We start from the raw sequence: 19,986 nt of genomic DNA, 5'->3' as shown, positions 1-19,986 counted from the left end.
AATATTACGTAACACTAAGTGACTGTTTTCCCCATTCGGTCAATTCAGGGTATAAAAAAATGCCTCGCGGCTCTTTTTCAATGCCTAATCCATCTTGAGAATTGTTAAGGGAAAGCGAATCGAGTGAAGCTGAGAACGCCATCCCTGTCCTGAATCAACCCTTACTGTGCCAATCCTTCGGCGAGAAACAAATGAAAATACATCTTGATCTGTTCCTTGTCCAAGGGAGTATGTGTTTTATTCAGTTCAGCAGTCAATACAATATATAATCTGAACATGACTACCGAGACGATTTTGGGATCGCAAGGTTTGATTTCTCCCTGTTGGAGCGCTTGTTGCACCTCCCGTTCTAAATATTCTAAAACTACGTTCTCGATCTTCTCGAGTCCTTCTCCAGCCTGCGGCGTACCGAATTCGCGATTCTCCTGGGAAAGTTTTATGAATAGCTCCTGCTCACTTCGAAACTCAAGCAGAGCATCCAGCACACGATGCAAGTTGTCAAAGAAGGGTCTGTCTCGCCTGATCTCCCGCTCAGCAATCGTCTTCATTTCCATCATCATATCGTGCAGGATCTCGTCAAACAATTGCTCTTTGTTTGTAAAAAAGGTGTAGATGGTCCCCTTACCGACATTTGCAATCTTAGCAACCTGATCCATTGTAGTTGCCTTATAGCCAAATAATGAAAAAGATTTTGCTGCGGCCTGAAGCACCTGCTGTCTTCGATCCACCACTGCCACCTGTGCACACTTCCTTTCTCCAGAAAATATCGTTCCCGCTGACTTCTGACCATTTTACTAATCCGGTCAATTGGTCATTCACTACTTTATCATGTTGTTTTCTAGTTTGCAATACTTTGGGCGAACCTTTTATTTTTTTTATTTATTGCAGGGTTTTAACTTTCTATTTACGTCTTACTTGTATAATGTGAGTATAGTATAGATTTCCTAGTATAATTAGAAGAAGAAATGCATTTCTATAGAAAAGGAAAGTAGCAGGTGAACTTATGCGAAAGAAAAGAGTACTGCTGTTTTCGGAAGGCTTCGGTACGGGCCACACAGGAGCAGCCTATGCTCTGGCCGAAGGAATAAAGCTGCTGAATCCGGATGTCCAATGCCGAGTCATCGAGCTGGGGAAATTTCTTAACCCGACGGTCGCCCCTTGGATTCTTTCCGCTTACCGCAAAACAGTTAGCAGCCAGCCTAAGCTGGTCGGCATGATGTATAAGACACAATATCATAAATCATTGAACCCGTTGACTAAAATGGCGCTTCACCGGATTTTTTATACACATGCTTCACAGGTCATTGAGCAGCTAAAGCCTGATTTAATTATCTGCACTCATCCCATTCCGGCTGCGGTCATTTCCAGACTGAAACGTCGTGGACTACATGTGCCTCTGTATACATTAATTACTGATTATGATGCACATGGGAGTTGGGTAAATTCTGAGGTCAATCGTTATCTCGTATCTACCCCACGCGTCAAGTCCATTCTGACAGGCCGTGGGATCGCTCCAGAGCTAGTAACCGTCACTGGCATCCCAGTGCATCCAAAGTTCTGGGAACGCTCCAACAAGACGCTGCTACGCAAGGAGCTGGGATTGGCTGATATTCCAACCGTACTCATTATGGGCGGAGGATGGGGGCTGATGTTCGGCAAAGAGATTATGCATTCCCTCACCGCCAGAATGGATGATATTCAGCTCGTCTTCTGTATGGGCAGCAATGAGAAGCTAATCGCCAAAATGAAGTCCAATCCACTGCTCAATCATCCCAATGTTAAAATTCTGGGATATAGCAGTGAAATCAATAAATTGATGGATGCCTCAGACCTGCTGATTACGAAGCCTGGAGGCATGACCTGTACGGAAGGTCAGGCCAAAGGAATTCCAATGCTTTTCTATAAAGCTATTCCAGGTCAGGAAGAGAAAAACTGCCAATATTTCGTAGAGCTTGGGCTGGCAGAGGTGCTCGACTCGGAAGTAGTGAACAAATGGTTCACTATGATGCTTCGTGAATATTCAGTTCTGGAAGAGCAACGCAGACGACGTCTCGCTCCAGATAAACATCAACCGCAAAGCTGTGCGACTACTGTTCTGAAGATGTTAGGTAACCCCGTAAGCGAGGCAACTGAAATCAGAGGCACAAGAGCGCAAGCACGTAATGAAGAACCTGTATGTATTACACCTTAAAGAATAAGCAGGCAGTCAGGGAATTTCCCCCGGCTACCTGCTTTTTTTATAATATAAATCGGATTGGTTAAATTTCTACGCTCTCACCAGCTTTAAGCGGAAAACCTTCTACTCCCTCTTGATGCAGGCGATCGCAGAAATCAGCACCATCCTGAGCAATATCCGGAAATGTATTGTAATGTAGCGGGATCACTTTATCCGCCCGCAGCCAGCGTGCGGCCAGCAAGGCGTCATCCGGTCCCATGGTTAGCATATCGCCTATAGGAAGAGCTGCCAGGGCAATCGCATTCCTTTCTCCAATGAGGCGCAGATCGCTGAATAGTGCGGTATCCCCCGCATGGAAAATCGTCTTACCCTCAATCGTCAACAAAATCCCCGCGGGTTGTCCAGCATAAATCCAAGAATCGCCCTCCTGAATGGATGAGGAATGAAACGCCTGCGTAAATTTCACAGTCATCCCTGCATAGGTATGACTACCACCTATATTCATGTGCTTAACCTGTGCACCCTTCATCCGGCAATATTCGGCAAGCTCAAACACCGCAAAGATCGGACAATCATTTTGCTTGGCAATTTCGACAGCATCTCCTAAATGATCAGAGTGGCCGTGAGTAAGCAGAACGGCATCAACGGAAATATCGGCAGGTGAAATACCGGAGTTCGGATTACCTGACAAAAAAGGGTCAATAATAACCTTCACGTTCCCCGTCTCTACCAGCAGAGCTGAATGTCCATAATAAGTGATTTTCATGGTTATCTTCCACCTCCAGATTCATATAGTTTAGTTTACCCTATATAGCGCTGAGGTTCACAGATCCACCAAATTATTTATAAAAAGTATGATTGCCAATAGTTTTAACATAAGTCTGTGAATGATGTACGGTCAGATCCTGTGCAAGTTTTAGCGACAAGAAAAAATAAGTATTATCGGGAACTTCCTTTACTCCGGAGAGTGCAGCATTCACCGCTTTAATACTATCATCGTTAGGCTTCACACGGTTAAGACGCCCGTTAGCTACAGGGCTGAACTGGCTCTTCTGATAAATAACTTTATATATCGTGTCGGGGAAATTGGCTGACCGCAGCCTATTCAGAACAACGTTGGCAACTGCCACCTTGCCCTTGTACGGTTCACCTTCCGCCTCTGCCATTACAATTTTTTGTAGCAGAAGCAGTTCTTCTTCGGATACAGCGTAGCGCCGGGTTGCTTTACTTTGCTGCTCCTGGCTTAATAGCTCTGTCCGAGAGAAGTACAATGTTGTGAGGGGATGTTTCTGAGAAGCCGAGGCTATCTTCGCTGTCGCCTGACTACTCTTTGTTGCTGTTTCCGCCAATTGCGACGCTTTTTGCGCAGCTGGCTTGGATTGTACTACATCAGCCTTCACCCGAATAATGGAAACGTTCGATGTGTTTTTTGTGTTTTTTTGTTTTATTTTTTTTACACTAAGCCATTCCACACCCTTCGCCGGTTTCCAAGCGGAACTTAAAAGACTGAATGTGTTATTAAGCTTATTGGCTTGTGTAACTTCAGTAATGCCCCTCGTAATGCTACTCGTTATACTAGACTTCGATTCATCTTGCAAAAGAGAAAGTACGGATGCACGGCTGGTGGATTGCAACTTATCCATCTGCACCCTGTCCATCTTCCCTTCCGCAACTTGTTCGGGTTGCAATAAGCTTATGGCAGAGAAACACACTAGTATAACGCCAACGAGCAACGCAATATAGCGGTTTTGTTTAAAAATTAACATGATATTCCTCCTATTTCACGGCACATTCCTATTGTATGTAACCGAAAACGGAAGCTTTGAAAACTTTATTATCGATTTTAAACTGTAAACTTTTCAATAATTTCATACATAGGAATGGCATACATTCTGGTAGCATACAACACAAAACTATCAATCGTCCAGTCTCTCTGATAGTTTTTTAGGTTCCAATCACCATCCAATTTCAGTAAGTTTTCCAGCAATTTATCATCATATGAATTTTTTCCCCGGTACTTTCGAGCCACGGTAAGATGCGGTTTATAGGCCCTGGATTCGCCTGAAAAACCTAATGGAAACGTCGCAGAATGCACTCTCGCAGCTAATTGATTTAATGCCTCTATTTCGCCAGAAACCCCTATCCACAGGACTCTTGGGGAAGCTGGAAGACCAAATGTGTCCCATTTGTCCAAAGAGAGATTGAAGGGGCTGCCTTGACCCGCGATCTGCCTTAATGATTTTACTAAATCTGGAATTACGGTCTTTGGGGTATCTCCTAAAAATCGCAGGGTAATATGATAATCTTGCGGATTTGTCCATTTAGCAAATTCAAAATTTCCAGCTAGCTTTGAACATGCCTGCGCCACTATTTCTTGCAGCTCAGAAGGTAATTTCACAGCTAGAAAAAGCCGTTCTGATTCGTTCTCTGATACTTTAGTATTCATGGTCAATTTCACCTTCTCCAATAGATTTGGTATTCTTAACCTATAACATGATCCATATCCATTAAACCACAAAGTAGGAGGAACACATCATGACTAAGTCTATAGTATGTCTACAACCACTTACATCTCAGCAGCAGGAAAGGATCAAAGCGGCTGCCCCAGGCTATACATTCACACAAGGAGACGCCAAAAATCCAGATTTGCAGCTGCTTGCAGACGCAGAAATCGTAATCGGCTGGGCTAAAGGTATTTCGGATACAATCCTTCGCCCCGAGTCCTCCCTTCGCTGGGTTCAGTCCTGGTCTGCTGGTATTGAGAAACTTCCTCTCGATCGTCTTAAGGAACAAGGAGTCCTGCTCACCAGTGGGAGCGGAGTGCATGCCGAGCCTATTTCTGCGGTAATCTTCGGGTTCATCCTTCTCTTCACACGTAATTTGCATACGGCTGTACGCAATCAGCAGAACCGGATTTGGAAATCTGATGGCAGTGAAAGCGAGCTGTCCGGCAAAACAGCCGTTATAGCTGGAACTGGAGCGATCGGCAGTGAAACCGCCAGAATTGCTAAAGCCTTCCGGATGAAGACTATCGGTGTCAGCCGTTCCGGTAAGCCAGTCGCAGACTTTGATCAAATCTATACAACAGATCGTTTATCCGAAGCTGTAAGCCAAGGCGATTTCATCATCAATACCCTTCCTATTACCGATGAGACCAAGCATTTATTTAATGCCACCAGCTTCTCCGCGTTTAAAGAAGGCTCCTATTACATTAACATTGGCCGTGGCGCAACTACCGATACTGAGGCTCTGATCGATGCATTGAATCGCGGACAACTCCGTGGCGCTGGGTTGGATGTTTTTGAGACCGAACCCCTTCCGCAGGATCATCCACTTTGGTCTATGGAGCAAGTAATCATCACTCCACACTCCGCTGGAATTACAGATCAATACGCTGACCGGATCGTTAATATTTTTACCGAAAATGTGAAGTCTTACTTATCATCAGGCACACCTTCTCTAAATCTTGTTGATTACGACCGGCAATATTAATAATATGCTTTACAAAACAGGAACATCTGTTCTATAATAAGAAAATCCAAAGTTATCCATAAAGAGAGGGTTAGTGAAATGAAGGTCACGGTCACAGAATTTAACGAGCAATGGAGTCTAATGTTCATTGAAGAAGCTCAGAAGATTAAAGACATCTTTGCTGATGCCCTCGTTGATATTCACCATATTGGCAGCACTTCTGTTTCCGGACTAAAAGCTAAACCAATCATAGATATAATGCCTGTAGTACGAAATATCGAAGCTGTAGATGAGTTCAACCAGCAAATGACAGCACTTGGTTATGAATGTATGGGTGAGTTCGGTATCAGTGGCAGAAGATATTTCAGAAAAGGCGGAAATAGCAGAACCCATCATGTTCATGTCTTCCAGATGGATAATAAGATAGATATCGACCGTCATCTGGCTGTAAGAGACTACCTTCGATCACATCCGGAGACGGTTAAACAGTACGGAGATTTGAAGGATACTCTTGCCAAACAATTCCCAGAGGACATGGCAGCTTATATAGACGGGAAAGAAGAATTTGTGGTTAATCTTGAAAAAACTGCATATGAGTGGTATTTAAATCAATAATCCTTATAAAAATAGCCCCTGCTGTTCATTTAGATTATCCTAAATGAACAGCAGGGACTACTTGTCTAAGCGTCTCTAATCCAAATCATAAATCGAGCCGACTTTCAGTCCGTACAGCTCATTATATATTTTCTCTGCAAAAGCATCAGTCATCCCTGCGATATAATCAATCACCATATGCTCCCAAGTCCAAATCGGTTTTGCCTGCTTCTGATCTTTCTCAAATCGCTGCAGCCAATCCGATGGAATAATGGCTTTAGAGGTTTGTGGATCCAGAAATGCTCCCCACAGACGGCGCAAAATCCACTCACTACGTTTCTGCAGCCGCTGCACACGCAAATCACGGATCATAGTAACCCACGCGAAGCTTTTCAGCACACTTACGGTCCGCAGCATATCTTCGTCTTCTTTTCCTTCCTTTATAAAGGTGACCTTCTTCCAGTCTTCATCTTGGATCACTCCCAAGCTGGCGACAAAGGTACTTACCCAATAAGCCTTAACTTCACGTCGAGTGCGGGAATAGTCATTTTCGCAGGTTGGCATTTTTTCCTTCCAAACCCGAAGAAATGAACTGAGCACTTCCTCGACCTTCGCGCGAATGCCTTCCTCTTCCCAGCCCTTCCAGAAGAAATCCTCGAGCGTGGTGATTTTCTCTACGATTAACCGCTGGATATAAGAATCATGCATAAAGTGTTCATGCACTTCAATCTTTCCGGCTTTAATCCCATCCTCCAGATCATGTGCAGAATAAGCGATATCGTCACAAAGGTCCATAAGCTGAGCCTCTAACGTTTTCTTACCTGTCGGTATTCCCCACTCTTTGCGGATCTCCGAAATATATCCCCATTCGTGAAGGTACATCCCCTTCTTCAGCGAGGTGCCGGGAAAAGGATACTTATTTATGCCTAGCAGCACAGCATCTGACAGATTTAGCCCATCAATATTCTCACGCTTCTCCAGAAACATAATCAGCCTATAATTGTGGGCATTGCCTTCGAAATGCTCATAACGTTGCTTCATCTGCTCATGGATCAGCAGGCGATCCACACCCGTTGCGCCTGATTGCAGCGCAGCTTCGTTAGTTTTCTTTTCAATAAGCTGTTCCAAAATATTATCCAGCACTTCTTCCCCTTTATGTCCAAAGGGAGGATGGCCAAAATCATGAGCGATAGCTGCGCATTCCACTACCTCTGGATCTATAACAAGACCCGGATTCTCCGCCTTGGTGGTTTCCACTTCTGGATACGATCGCAGCAGACTTTTCGCCGCCTCACGAGCAATCTGTGCAACTTCAAGTGAATGAGTCAGACGCGTGCGGTAATAGTCACCCGTCCCAGCCCCGAATACTTGTGATTTACCTTGCAGCCTCCGAAAAGTAGGCGAATGAATCAGGCGTGAATAATCACGCTCATAAGCAGCTCTCGACGTTTCTAGGCGGGTAATCTCCGGATACTGCCGGTGTTCTCTTTTTTCAATAAGTGTCATGTTCCCACCACCCTAACCAAATGTCTGTATATAGTACTTCATTATAAGGCATTTTCATAACAATTTTCACATCAAAATACAAAGGCTAATTTAATTATAGACGGTCACGTGGATAACTATGTAATCGTCAGAAGCCAAAATGAATCTCATAACCTGTACATGAAGATATAGTAGAAAGAAGAATGAGCACGAAAAAAGACTGGTTGCCTATACAAAACTGAAACTATGAATATACCGACCCCCAAAAGGAGCACTCTAAAATAAAAAAAACAGGTGAAATGATGAAAACTTGCAGTAAAATTATGTTGATCACCCTTGCATTCTTTTTATGCTTCACGAACTCTGCTCTAGGTAGTCCAAGCAAAAACCGCGACTACTACGAAAAAAGAGGAGACATGATTTGGGAAGTACATACTAACCAAAAAGTGATTGCATTGACGTTCGACGATGGTCCTGACCCTTCTGAAACCGATCAAATCTTAAAGGTATTGAATCAATATCATGCGAAATGCACCTTTTTTGCGATAGGAAAAAGAATTGCAGCCTATCCAGAGGTAGCGAAACGAGTTATTGCTGAGGGGCATGAATTAGCTAACCATACCTACAATCACGTTTATTTTAAAAAACCTATTAATGAAGCCCAATTTGAGCAGGAGCTAAGATTGACCGAAGAAGAGATTATAAAAGTCTCCGGTAAACATAGTTCACTGTTCAGACCACCAGGCGGCATGTATGACGAGACCTTAGTTGATCTGTCTAACAATATGGGCTTGAAGCCAATATTATGGTCCTGGCATCAAGATACTCGTGACTGGAATCGCCCAGGCGTGTACAGTATTTCGAACAAGGTCATTCGAAATGCACGTAATGGGGACATCGTTCTATTTCATGATCATGTGCACGGGCAGTCACAAACTAGAGAAGCTCTTAAAATTATTTTGCCGGAATTAGAAAAGAAAGGCTTTCGATTTGTCACTGTCTCTGAGTTGATCAAATTATCCAGTACACAGCAGGCGGGTAAACAACAATAGGCTAATTGCACAGGACTTCAAAATAGGGTAGTCTTGTCCTAATATGAAGTTCTGGAGGCTTTTGTCATGTCCGATAATACATCCTATACGACAGAGGAAATTGCCCGCTTATTAAAAATATCAAAATTAAAAGTATATGATCTAATTAAAAAAGGGGAGCTCCCCTCCTACCGTGTAGGAAAACAAATGCGCGTGGATCAATCCGATTTGGAAACCTACAAACAAAATACACGGAGTGGGGCGTCCACCGCTAATCCTACTACTATAATGGCCCAGACTCCACCAGCAATACCCTTGGCCTTTTCCGGTACAACTCCAGCTCAAATGCCAGCACAATCTCCCCACCTTAAAGCTGTAGGACACAGCTTGGTGATTACAGGTCAGGATATGTCACTGGATATTCTAGCTACCTATTTGGAACGGGCTCTGCCTGAACGCCCTCTTCGTTCTTATGCCGGGAGTCTTGATAGCCTGATAGCCATGTATAAAGGGGAGTCGGACATTGTCAGCACACATCTGCTCGACGGGGATACTGGAGAATACAACCTACCCTATATCCGAAAAATACTCGTAGGATGCTCTTATGTTGTAGTTCGCCTACTTACCCGAAGTGCAGGATTTTATGTACAAAAAGGGAATCCCAGGGGTATTCATGAATGGTCTCACTTAGAGCAGAACGGACTCACGCTGATCAATAGAGAACGAGGTTCAGGTGCACGCGTATTATTGGATGAACAGCTTCGATTGCATGGCATTCCAGCAGCCTGCCTATCAGGCTATGAGAACGAGGAGAACAGCCATTTGGCAGTTGCCGGTAAAGTGGCCCGGGGAGAAGCAGATGTAGCCATCGGCACCGAGAAAGCCGCTAAGATTGTCGACGGTGTTGATTTCGTTCCTATGATTCAGGAGTGCTACGATCTGGTGATGATTAAAAAACCGGATCATGAGCAATGGATTGCTGCCGTGATTGATATTTTGCGTTCACCAGCCTTCCAGAGTGAGCTTGGGTCCATTCACGGATATGATCTCACGGAAACAGGGACGATAATTTATGAGACTTAATGGGTCACAGCAGAAGACGGGAGCATTATGCAGAAGCGTTTAACTGTATTTCGTACAACTATATTACTTCGAATAACTCGCAAATTAGATATAACTGTATTTGGTACACCTATTTCTCTTGATTTACTACCCCATAGGCGACTTTTCTAGTTTTAGTTGTATAGAATACAATTAAAGTTAGAACGATTCCTTATGCAGACGGAATAACTGTATAGAATGCAGTTAACTCACAGACTCCATCAAAATCCGACGGCGCTAGAAGCTGACATCAAAGTTGCCGGGTTCACTTGCCCAGCATCTGCTCAAACCACCCGCTTCAAACCAAAAACACCAGGCAGCAACTCTCCAATAACCGGAGAATCGCTGTCTGGTGTTTTTTTAAGAACGCCGATTCACAAACATCAGCATAGCGGCTGAAATAACAATAATTGAACATACCCACATCCACGCGAGCGTCATATTGCCTCCATCTACCGCAACATAGATCGCTGTGGGTAAGGTTTGCGTGCGGCCCGGAATATTGCCAGCTACCATGATGGTAGCGCCAAACTCCCCAAGACCGCGGGCAAAACCAAGAACATAACCGGCTGCCAGCGACCGGCCCGCAAGCGGCAGCGTGACATAACGCAGTACCTGCAGTTCACTTGCCCCTTGTGCCCGCGCCGCATCTTCAAGATCTGCTTCTATCCCTTCGAAACCCGCCTTCACTGTGCGGTATACGAGTGGAAAAGCTACGACTACAGCGGCGATAACAGCTGCCCCCCATGTGAACAGGATCGTCTGCTCCGTCATCTGTTCATACCATCTGCCGATCCAGCTTCGTCGGCCTAAAATAACTAAAAGCACAAATCCTACGACCGTCGGCGGCAATACGAGCGGAAGCAGCATTATAGTCTCTACCAAGCTGTGACCGGGAAACCTCCGGCCCGCCATAGCCTTCGCAGCAGCTGTTGCCAAAATGAATACAATAATGCTTGTAATCACAGATATTTTTACGGAAAGCCATACCGGGGCGAAGAAATCAGTCCAATTTATTTCCAACCTTATTCCACCCGCTTCTACTCGTAATTTCTATTTAAGGAAGCAGGAAGCCATAACTTACAAAGATATCATTAGCTTCCTTGCTTTGAAGGTAACTATACAACTCCTTAGCTGCCTTTTGATTCTTCGAGCTCTTCACGATGCCTGCCGGATAATTAATAGCTTTGTGTACATGTGGACCGACCGTCAAAGCGATTTTAGTTTTCTTTGAAGTAAGCGCATCTGTCTTATAGACAAAACCGGCATCGGCATTTCCTGTTTCTACATAAGAGAGAACCTGACGCACATCCTTGGCAAATACGAGTTTGCTTTGCAGCGGATCCCAGACCTTTTTCGCTGTCAATGATTGCTGAGCATACTGACCCGCTGGTACAGATTCAGGCTGTCCCACTGCCACCTTCTTAAAAGCTTTATCCGTAAGCTGAGTAATCGTTGTTAATTTAACCTTTGAATCTGAGGGTACGACTACAACCAATTGATTCTTAAGCAGAACCTTATGATCGGAGATAAGTCCACCTTCCACCAGTGCATTCATCTGTTTATCACCTGCAGAGAAGAACAGGTCCGCCGGAGCCCCTTGCTCAATCTGCTTTTGCAGAGTACCGGATGCTGCATAATTAAAAACCAAATCAATATCGGGATGTTTCTTTTCATAAAGGAGGGCAATCTTATCCAGGCTATCCTGCAAACTAGCCGCAGCGGAAACAATAATTTCAGTCTTCTTGGTGGCTGCTTGCACCTCTCTCCCTGGACCTGCAGATAAATTCACAACCAGAACGATTGCCAATATCCCCATCACGGAGAGTGTCCATTTCTTAAACATTTCCATTCCTCCCAATTTCGTATGTATATATTTAGATGCTATTCTAGCATACACTTTTTCGTTTTTCTATAACTACAGATATGTTTAGATATGTTTAGTTATATATTGTTATAATTAGACAATATATAATGATGATTTTGGTTTTTTGCACACAAAAAAGATGCCTCTGACTCCCCTAAATAGGGCTGCAAAGACACCTATTTCACGAATGATATTAATTCTTCATCTGTGGGCCAAGCACATCATGTTGACCGTCACCCACCAGGTTAAAGCCAAGTACATTCAACATAATGGATAATCCACTCCCCCAAGAAGCTCACCCGGATTAATATATTCATTTTTAAGAATCAAATGGATCTAGAGAATAGCCCTCTTCTGTATAAAATTGAACAAAGGTCAAATTCGAGGATAAAAATAAACCTCTAAATTACAATTATGTTATTAAATGTATGTGGTATTATAAAAAGACTCACCAAACAAGAGAAATATTCTATAATTTTTGATTTATAACAATATATGTAAACGAATATTTCATTTGAAGGTGAGAATCCATCTTATTTATATTGCGATATCCATTTCTCCAACTGCTGCCTGAGCACTTCACGATAATAAAACGGCTCTATGATTTCCGCATCCTCTTCAAATCGCTTAATCCAGCGGACAAATGCAATATCTTGTTCCAATGCGACTTTAAAATAACAACACCGAGCTTGACGGTCTACTTTATTCGGCTTATAGGGCAAATCCTCTTTCTTTAGCCCTTCCATGATTCGCTCCGAAAATTTCACTTTAAACTCTACCTGCAAACTATCGCGGTCAAGTGACCATTTTTGCTTCATAAAAGCTTGCAAATCAAATGATTCCTTTGAGAAGCAGCGGTTTAATGGCTTTACGTTTGAAAAATCGTTGATATGATATGTACGAATAACACCCTGATGATGGCAAAATCCAATGAGATGAAAACGATTTTCCAGTGGGACTAAACAATAAGGATCGATGGTTATTTCCTTCTCCTCCACCGCATTCTCGCAATAATTCGCTTGAATACTCCTCTGCTTTAATAAAGACTCCAAAATAGGTGTTAAAAAAGATTGATGCTCCATCTGTGCACCGCTTCTTTCCAACCAGCTTGTACCTGCTTCTCTTCTTGCACGTTCTATCGTTTCTTCCCGCTCTGCCTTTCGCTTGTATTCAGCTGCGACTACTTTTTCATAAGCGCCTTCAAAATCGATAGGCAGAACGGGTTTAATATCTTCCATAATATAGCGTAATTGCGAAAACGCAGCCGCCTCTTCTTCCGACCAATCCAAAGGATAAAGTGCAAAATTGCCAATAAAAGCATAGCCTTTTCCATGTCCAAGGTGGGTTATAGGAATATGCATGGCGCTAAGCGCGTCCATATCCCGGTATATCGTTCTCTCGCTGTTGCCGCAGCGTTCCGCCAATTCACGGGCTAATATCCCTGGCTTGGCTTGAACAAGTGTAATAATGCGCATCAGTCGGATTAATCGGTCTGTCATATTCAGTTCCCCTTGATTTATGGTTAAATAGACCCATTATTTTATGAAAAAAAGTAATAGTGTGATAGAACTTTTTTACTATGTTACCACATTTTATATTACAATTCTTCTGATTATTTTCCGCCGAACCCGCTGACAAAACAAATTTATGTATAGGTCTTTTTTCGTCAATATGCATCTTCTAGTTGTATGTCCTATATCAATTTCCAGTAGCAGTTTTACCCCGCTTCTGATACTCGAATCCAATCTGTTTATACAACATTTCGGCCTCTTTAAGTAGTAAAGGATCTCCAGAACGTACGGCTAGTAATAGTAATTTATCTGCGTGACGGCAGAGCATTTCATGAGCTTGACTATGTTGTCCTTCATTTTGCAACGTGGTTGCCTCCTCAATCGTTTCAGCTGTTTTTAACAATTCCAGATGTTTCTCTACATGAAAGCAGCAGGTTTCACTCAGAACCTGAGTATGATGAGTGTATTCTAGCTCAAGAACCTTTACTGGAAGCTCTTGAACACGCTCTACGGTTGGCTTTTTATATTTCCACTGTAAGGAAAGAGCTTCATATCTACCTGCAATAGTAGTAGAGATATTGAATTCCAGTGCAATAAACTTTCGTTGCCCCGTTTTTATTTTGCCAAGCTTAAGAAGTAGCGAACTGCCTTCACCGACTTCAAACTCACACCCATACGAGCGCTTAAAAGTTACATGGGGTTCAAGCCAAACCCGCAGTTCGATTTCACGTGCAACCACTTTATAACTGCTGGGTCGGCTGTGCTCTGAAGGCATATTCCCTTTCCATTCGACAAGCAAGATAACATTACGATTGCCGCCTGCAAAAATACGATTTTGACTCCATGTGAATACGGGATGAATACTTTCTATCATTATTTCCACCTCTTTCTTTTTTTGGGTCTTCTATTAATGTACCAATAATGGCGGACAACTCCATGTCATGGAATGTATGTTCGGTTCTATATTATCGACAAAAAAAGAGTCATTCTACATGCTTAGTAGACTGACTCTTGTAAAAACAACCCCTTTTGTCTTTTTATGACGAAAATTTTATGTTTTTTTTCTCATCGACTCCCTAATTTAGTCTGCACTCGCTCTCGCTTGAAAAATAGTCCCAGTGCCCATTCGGCACACAACAGAGAAAATATAAAAAACAGTGTGGCCCAAAATATAGCCGGTACGGGAGTCATTCTTGCCAGATTGCTGGCATCTCCTGCACGGGACGGTGATACAGCAGCCGCGTATACCAGAAATAAACTTCCCATTACAGACTCCTCCAAGGTTAAAAAGGCCAATAACAAATAATAATATTTGCTGGCCTTCTTCCAAACCACCAGCATTAGAATATTTAACGCAATAAATCCGCCCAACCACATCATGCCAAAGCTTCCTCGTACGTATAGCAGGAGCATAATCAACGCCACACCCGTAGCTAAGATAAGGCCCCAATCATGGCGTCCCTTACTATATAAATAGAAGAGCAGAAGTGCAAATAAGGAGGCTAGCAAATAACCCGAGAGGGAAACTAATATTGCCTTGCCCCCTTCTTGAATGGCTGAATAGGTTACACCGCTATGATCTGCGTATAATTCAATCCTCAGCACACTACCCGACAGTAGTAAGGTCATCAGAGCATGACCAAATTCATGAATCATCGTGTCTAAATTCCGAAACAAAGATGAAAATGGGATCAATCTAGTCAAAAAAGCAGATCCGATCAGAAGCAATATTGTCTTAAGCCATTTGTTCAATCGACAGCAGCCCCTTTCGTCCAAAGTATACGATAAATAGTACCTCTTCTCAATCGAGATAATCACGGACTGATCGTGTTTAATAATGAGTAAACGAAAACCTTAAGGAGGTAAAAATTACTTTCATTATAAGCATTGCCAGTCCCATGGCGTACGCTGTCAGAAGCTGTCAAGCTGTGTTAAAATAAAAGAACTACAAGCCTAAATTGGGTGGTGATTATATAGATGAAGCAACATAAATCCCGAGCATATCTACAGCTGTTATATTCGCTCCTGTTCTTGCTGATGCTTACTGTATGCCTGCCAGCTCCTGTAGCAAAAGCTAATATATTCAGTGATATCTATAATGGAGTTAAAAATTTCTCCGAGCTGCCAAACGAAGTGAATGAATTAAAGGAAGGTTTTCAGCAAACTGCTGAAGAGCTTCAGCAGGCAAAGGATAAGCTCGCGAATACCACGCAGGAGATGGAAGCTTACCGGATACAGAACGAAAGCCTACAAGAGCAGAATCGCCAACTGACGCAGATGGTTGATGAATTAAAAAATGACCGGACGGCACGCGAAGAATATTATCATAAAATCAAAGTGACTATTTTTACAGGGATTGGACTAATCCTAGGTTATTTTATACTGATCCGTTTTATTCGTTTCAGCATGCTTTACCGTTCTCGAAAAGGCGATCGTCTGCGTTAGTCTTACGTATTCATTGAAGATCACAGTCACAGCATGAGGGAGATGAACTATGAACATCGATATCCAAGATGAAAGCGACAGTGGAAGCGGACAAGCCGTAGCCTTCTCCCTTCAGGAGAAGGAAGAGGTTCATGTACTCCATCCACAACAAATTATCGCTTATCAAGGTCCTTCCTCAGGACGAGCGGACAGATTTATGGATGTAAAGGGCATATACCGCAAGCGAAAGTTGATTCGTTCCGATATGGCAGGTCCTTGCCATTTCGTTGCCGCCCTTCCGCCAGGCTATCGCATAAAAATCCTGCAGCTCGATGGTAAAAGCGATCTGCTATACGACTTTAAGCATCTCTTCTTCTACAGTATAGGTATTTCGCTGGAGACCCGGGTGCTAAGCATGAAAAATGTGCTCGTTACACGGGATATTGTAAAGGTGAAATTTTCGGGCAATGGCATGATTGGCATACTGACGGAGGGTACGGTCTGTGAAGCTGTACTGCATCCGACCAACCCCCTTTATGTCGATGCAGGCAGCATTATTGCCTACCCTGAGAATGCCAAGCTGGAGCTCACCGTTTACGGCAACCATTTGGCTAGCCAGCATATGAGCTATCACTGGAAGATGACAGGTCACGGGCCTGTGCTGTTTCAGGCAGGACGTCAGAACCGCCGATTCGAAAGAGATAATAACGATGATGGAATTGTTAAACGATTTCTACGCGAGGTAGTCCCCTTCGGGGGTGTGTTTATTAAATAGTTGTGTTCAGCAGTAAAACAACAAAACAAAGAGCGCCATGCGTATCCTATACGCAGGCGCTCTTTGTGGTTCTATCCTTTATAAGACTGTTGTCTTAGGCGATAAAAGCATTCAACATCCATGCATGTTTCTCAATGCTGCTTCTAATACCAATCAGCAGATCCGCAGTAGGTTGATCAGCCAGTTCTTCTGCAGTAGCAATCGCAGCTTGCAGTTCTTTAGAGACAGTCGTAAAGTCTCTAACCAGCTCCATTACCATACCCTTGGCATCTTCGCCACCACGAGCTTCCTGTAAATCGGAAAGCTCCAAATATTGTTTCATAGAGGAGGCAGGCTGTCCACCAATAGCAAGCAGGCGCTCAGCCAAATCATCTGCATAACCAGCAGCTTCATTGTAGAGTTCTTCAAACTTCTCATGCAGCGTGAAGAATTGGGATCCGCTAACATACCAGTGATAATGATGAAGCTTTACCCCAAGCAGGAACCAGTTCGCGGTCTGGCGGTTCAAAGCAGCGTGCAGTTCAGTTTGGCTCTTTAGTTGTGTACTCATTAATAAAACCTCCTATGGTTAATTTATTATATTGTATTTAGACTCGTTCTAAATCTATATACAATTTAACACATCCTTTTGCTTTTTGCAACCACTTTGAAGATTTACATGTTGCCGATTCTAGCATAACTTTTGTTATACCGCCTATTATCTCTGTCACACTCTGGATAACAGCCTCTTTCTAAACTTAAATCAAAGATATATTTTCCTCCGCCGTCTTCCCTTTCTGACTCCGGAAAAAAGCCCTCATCTCATCGCGTTTGCTCTTTGGACTTAAGACATATACAGTATCCCCTGGCTCAATGACGGTACTGCCATGGGGGGTGACAATGCTTTTATTCCGGATAATAGCAGTAAATAAGATATCATCTGGCAGTCCAATATCGGAGATTTTCTGCCCGGCAATGGGCATGTAAGGTTCAATTCCTATGTGGTTGAACTCGGAATCTGTCTTGCCAAGGGCGACCAGCTCCATCAGTGATGGCTGTGCTGAATCCTCTTGCCCCACCAGCTTCAACCGGGAAGCCAGCGGTGAAATGCTTGTTCCTTGAATCACTGCTGAGGTCAGCACGACGAAGAACACCACATTGAAGAACAGTCGTCCGTGGGGAAGATTGGCTAGCAGCGGATAGGTTGCCAGTACAATTGGAACGGCTCCGCGCAGGCCTGCCCAGGAAATCAGTGTTTTTTCACGAATAGAGAATTTGGAAAAGAGCAAGCTTATAAACACACCAATGGGCCTTGCCACAACCATCAGAATGACGGACAGCAATATACCTTGCCAAGCCACCTCCGCCAGCTCCTGTGGAAATACCAGTAGACCCAGCAATATAAACATAAATATTTGCATCATCCAAGCGAAGCCATGACTAAAATTCATAATTGTTCGATGATACATTAGCTCAGAATTGCCAAGGGTAAGACCCATTACATAGACAGCCAGCAAGCCGCTGCTATGAACGAGTGCAGATAACCCGTAGGTTAGGACAGCAAATCCAATCGCCAATACCGGGTAAAGCCCCGTGGAATCCAGGTTAATTCGATTGATAAGATATACTGCGATTTTGCCAAGTACAATCCCTATCACCAAACCAACTGCCATCTCCCATATAAAGGACAGCACAAGTCCCCATATCGCCATATCCGGATGCTGAATCCATTCGATCAGCGATACTGTCAAAAACACCGCCATAGGATCGTTGCTGCCTGATTCCGCTTCGAGTGTCGAGGTCAGTCGTTTGTCAATATTCTTACCGCCTAATACCGAAAAGACCGCAGCCGCATCAGTCGAACCCACGATAGCTCCGAACAGAAAACTTTCCGCCCATGACACCTCAAGAATCAGCTTAGCGAACACCCCAACGATAGCTGTCGTTAACAATACGCCTACCGTAGATAAGGATAATGCCGGCCGAATAATAGGCTTGATATCCTTAATACTGGTCTGCATCCCACCTTCGAACAGGATAACAACCAGCGCAAAAATCCCGGCCATTTGTGTTAAGGAAGCATTGTTAAAAAAGATAAATTGACTCAGTACCATCCCCGCAGCAAGGAAAAGCACTAGCGCTGGCATTCCAAATTTAGTGGAGAATTTGGTGGAAAACACACCTACAAGTAAGAGAGCTGCCAGCAATAATATGATATTATCTGCAAGTTGGGTCACCGTTTATTCACTTCCCTTTCTCTTCTAGCTTAAAATATAAGCTTCCTTATTTATGTACGTTATTACCCTTATCCACATCCTTTTGAGACATTGAATAATATAAGCAGGATTGAAGATTTCATCCGCTGGGGCTTATACTTAAAATAATTCCTTCCTACCCTGCTCGTATTTACATATAAGGAGGCTGACTGTAAATGCAATTGAGATTAATTAAACCTGCGGAGCTGGATCAAGCCGCGCTTCTAGCCCATTCCATCTTTCGCAAAGCCGGCGACACTTCTATGAAAGAGCTGTTTCCGCTGATTTTCAGCCCTGGTTACACTCACTCTTATGCAGCCGTTGCCGAGGACGGTAACATCGCTGCTTTTATGGGATTAGTGCCCTCCACGATCCGCACTGGAGAAGCTCTCCTGAACGTATTCTCCATCGGTGCAGTTTGCACAGACCCTGCTTATCGCGGCCAGGGACTAGCCGGTCAGCTTCTACAGCTATGCCAGACCCATGCTGCGAATGCCGGCGCATCGCTTATCTTTGTCTCGGGTGACCGCTCGCTGTATACCCGAGCGGGATGCGTACCGTTCGGCGGTACGCAATTTGCCGAGCTGAACGCAAGCTCGGCTCACGCACTTGCTGCCGCAGCAGGGGAAGAATGGACGCTGCGGCCAATGCAGCCGGGCGACTTCTTCGCCGTCAACCGGCTGCTGAATGAACGCGAAGCCGGACAGATGTACAGTCCGGGTGAGCTGGCGCTGCTGCTGGGTGCCGAGGCTTACGCGGGTGTGCTGGGCTTGTCCCAGCGCACACTCGTAGCCGTGCGGGACGGCAGCATCGAGGGGTTCGCCGCGATGGCTGTGCCCGCGGCGGGTGTGCCGGCGGCGAGCCCAGCGACGGCGGTGGAATGGGCCGGCCAGCCGCAAGCGGTAGCGGCGTTGCTGGCCAAGGCGGCTCTGTGCAACGGCGTTGGCACGCTGCAAGTGCCTGTGCCGTGGCAGGAGCGCAGCCTGCTCGCGCTTCTGCGGGACGCCGGCGCCTCCTTAAGCGCCGGCGCGAACAGCGGGACGGTCTGCATAGCAGACCGGGAAGCGCTTTTGCGGCAGACGGAAGTATGCCGCAAGCGTAGCCTCGACTTGTCGTCCGTGGACGACAAGGAGCTGATCTCGCTGCTGTTTGATCCAGCGAGCCCGCTTCGCACCTCAGATTCCTCAGGGGAATCTGAGGCAATTCCATTACCTTATATGTCTGGTCTCCATTTTATTTAAAGCACAAAAATAACCTCAGCGGGAGAATGATCCCGCTGAGGTTATTTAGTATGCTCTATTAACAGTTTTATAAATT

General features: G+C 44.4%; 20 protein-coding genes. 8 read left to right on the top strand and 12 right to left on the bottom strand.

The features are described 5' to 3' along the window. Positions 1-161 precede the first annotated feature (161 nt). The gene (locus tag NSQ66_RS04840) at positions 162-737 is read right to left on the bottom strand and encodes a TetR/AcrR family transcriptional regulator (protein WP_036676550.1); all 576 of its coding nucleotides are present in this window, start codon (positions 735-737) and stop codon (positions 162-164) included. Between the two features lie 266 nt (positions 738-1,003). On the opposite strand from NSQ66_RS04840, the gene NSQ66_RS04835 reads away from it, so the two are divergent. Then, on the top strand, positions 1,004-2,191 hold the full coding sequence (locus NSQ66_RS04835) for a UDP-N-acetylglucosamine--LPS N-acetylglucosamine transferase (RefSeq protein WP_038568920.1): 1,188 nt from the start codon (positions 1,004-1,006) through the stop codon (positions 2,189-2,191). Between the two features lie 67 nt (positions 2,192-2,258). On the opposite strand, the gene NSQ66_RS04830 is transcribed toward NSQ66_RS04835, so the two are convergent. The 3 genes from NSQ66_RS04830 to thpR all read right to left on the bottom strand — a co-directional run bounded on the left by NSQ66_RS04830 (position 2,259) and on the right by thpR (position 4,622). Continuing rightward, the gene (locus tag NSQ66_RS04830) at positions 2,259-2,942 is read right to left on the bottom strand and encodes a metal-dependent hydrolase (protein ID WP_036676555.1); all 684 of its coding nucleotides are present in this window, start codon (positions 2,940-2,942) and stop codon (positions 2,259-2,261) included. A gap of 73 nt (positions 2,943-3,015) precedes the next feature. Beyond that, the gene (locus NSQ66_RS04825; RefSeq protein ID WP_076141781.1) at positions 3,016-3,942 is read right to left on the bottom strand and encodes a cell wall hydrolase; all 927 of its coding nucleotides are present in this window, start codon (positions 3,940-3,942) and stop codon (positions 3,016-3,018) included. 77 nt (positions 3,943-4,019) lie between these two features. After that, a complete protein-coding gene (thpR, locus tag NSQ66_RS04820; RefSeq protein WP_076141780.1) occupies positions 4,020-4,622 on the bottom strand; it encodes an RNA 2',3'-cyclic phosphodiesterase in 603 nt (200 codons plus the stop codon). Positions 4,623-4,711: 89 nt separating this feature from the next. Here thpR and NSQ66_RS04815 point away from each other — a divergent pair, with 89 nt between their 5' ends. Together NSQ66_RS04815 and NSQ66_RS04810 are read left to right on the top strand one after the other, a co-directional pair. Next, a complete protein-coding gene (locus NSQ66_RS04815) occupies positions 4,712-5,668 on the top strand; it encodes a D-2-hydroxyacid dehydrogenase (RefSeq protein WP_076141779.1) in 957 nt (318 codons plus the stop codon). A 78-nt stretch (positions 5,669-5,746) separates the two neighbouring features. Next, the gene (locus NSQ66_RS04810; protein WP_076141778.1) at positions 5,747-6,262 is read left to right on the top strand and encodes a GrpB family protein; all 516 of its coding nucleotides are present in this window, start codon (positions 5,747-5,749) and stop codon (positions 6,260-6,262) included. A gap of 75 nt (positions 6,263-6,337) precedes the next feature. On the opposite strand, the gene dgt is transcribed toward NSQ66_RS04810, so the two are convergent. Beyond that, a complete protein-coding gene (gene dgt / locus NSQ66_RS04805; RefSeq protein WP_076141777.1) occupies positions 6,338-7,747 on the bottom strand; it encodes a dGTP triphosphohydrolase in 1,410 nt (469 codons plus the stop codon). A 395-nt stretch (positions 7,748-8,142) separates the two neighbouring features. Between dgt and NSQ66_RS04800 the strand changes: the two genes are divergently transcribed. Together NSQ66_RS04800 and NSQ66_RS04795 are read left to right on the top strand one after the other, a co-directional pair. Further along, a complete protein-coding gene (locus tag NSQ66_RS04800) occupies positions 8,143-8,778 on the top strand; it encodes a polysaccharide deacetylase family protein (protein ID WP_305953520.1) in 636 nt (211 codons plus the stop codon). Between the two features lie 66 nt (positions 8,779-8,844). Next, complete coding sequence (locus NSQ66_RS04795) at positions 8,845-9,840, top strand: helix-turn-helix transcriptional regulator (protein ID WP_076141776.1); 996 nt, start codon at positions 8,845-8,847, stop codon at positions 9,838-9,840. 378 nt (positions 9,841-10,218) lie between these two features. Here the strand turns inward: NSQ66_RS04795 and modB are convergent, their stop codons facing one another. From modB to NSQ66_RS04770, 5 genes are all read right to left on the bottom strand, one after another. Beyond that, entirely contained in the window at positions 10,219-10,875 is a 657-nt protein-coding gene (modB, locus tag NSQ66_RS04790; protein WP_170914257.1) for a molybdate ABC transporter permease subunit, read from the bottom strand. 40 nt (positions 10,876-10,915) lie between these two features. Continuing rightward, on the bottom strand, positions 10,916-11,704 hold the full coding sequence (gene modA, locus NSQ66_RS04785; protein WP_036676571.1) for a molybdate ABC transporter substrate-binding protein: 789 nt from the start codon (positions 11,702-11,704) through the stop codon (positions 10,916-10,918). A gap of 554 nt (positions 11,705-12,258) precedes the next feature. Then, a complete protein-coding gene (locus tag NSQ66_RS04780; RefSeq protein WP_036676573.1) occupies positions 12,259-13,224 on the bottom strand; it encodes a WYL domain-containing protein in 966 nt (321 codons plus the stop codon). A gap of 199 nt (positions 13,225-13,423) precedes the next feature. Continuing rightward, the gene (locus NSQ66_RS04775; RefSeq protein ID WP_036676574.1) at positions 13,424-14,110 is read right to left on the bottom strand and encodes a hypothetical protein; all 687 of its coding nucleotides are present in this window, start codon (positions 14,108-14,110) and stop codon (positions 13,424-13,426) included. Positions 14,111-14,301: 191 nt separating this feature from the next. Continuing rightward, positions 14,302-14,988: a M50 family metallopeptidase gene (locus tag NSQ66_RS04770; RefSeq protein WP_339279605.1), complete on the bottom strand. Its 687-nt coding sequence runs from the start codon at positions 14,986-14,988 to the stop codon at positions 14,302-14,304. A 225-nt stretch (positions 14,989-15,213) separates the two neighbouring features. On the opposite strand from NSQ66_RS04770, the gene NSQ66_RS04765 reads away from it, so the two are divergent. Both NSQ66_RS04765 and NSQ66_RS04760 read left to right on the top strand, forming a co-directional pair. After that, positions 15,214-15,681 (top strand): hypothetical protein, encoded by a 468-nt coding sequence (locus NSQ66_RS04765; protein ID WP_036676577.1) that lies wholly within the window; start codon positions 15,214-15,216, stop codon positions 15,679-15,681. A 49-nt stretch (positions 15,682-15,730) separates the two neighbouring features. Then, on the top strand, positions 15,731-16,435 hold the full coding sequence (locus tag NSQ66_RS04760) for an AIM24 family protein (protein ID WP_036676578.1): 705 nt from the start codon (positions 15,731-15,733) through the stop codon (positions 16,433-16,435). Positions 16,436-16,529: 94 nt separating this feature from the next. Here the strand turns inward: NSQ66_RS04760 and NSQ66_RS04755 are convergent, their stop codons facing one another. Both NSQ66_RS04755 and NSQ66_RS04750 read right to left on the bottom strand, forming a co-directional pair. Beyond that, positions 16,530-16,985 carry a Dps family protein gene (locus NSQ66_RS04755; protein ID WP_036676579.1) on the bottom strand — a complete coding sequence of 152 codons (456 nt, stop codon included), beginning with the start codon at positions 16,983-16,985 and terminating at the stop codon, positions 16,530-16,532. Positions 16,986-17,172: 187 nt separating this feature from the next. After that, complete coding sequence (locus NSQ66_RS04750; protein ID WP_036676580.1) at positions 17,173-18,651, bottom strand: potassium/proton antiporter; 1,479 nt, start codon at positions 18,649-18,651, stop codon at positions 17,173-17,175. Positions 18,652-18,845: 194 nt separating this feature from the next. Here NSQ66_RS04750 and NSQ66_RS04745 point away from each other — a divergent pair, with 194 nt between their 5' ends. Then, positions 18,846-19,910: a GNAT family N-acetyltransferase gene (locus NSQ66_RS04745; RefSeq protein WP_076141775.1), complete on the top strand. Its 1,065-nt coding sequence runs from the start codon at positions 18,846-18,848 to the stop codon at positions 19,908-19,910. Positions 19,911-19,986 lie beyond the last annotated feature (76 nt).

This window comes from Paenibacillus sp. FSL H3-0329 (assembly GCF_037963285.1).
GTDB lineage: Bacteria > Bacillota > Bacilli > Paenibacillales > Paenibacillaceae > Paenibacillus_AQ > Paenibacillus_AQ odorifer.
This window is presented reverse-complemented; position numbering and strand designations above follow the sequence as displayed.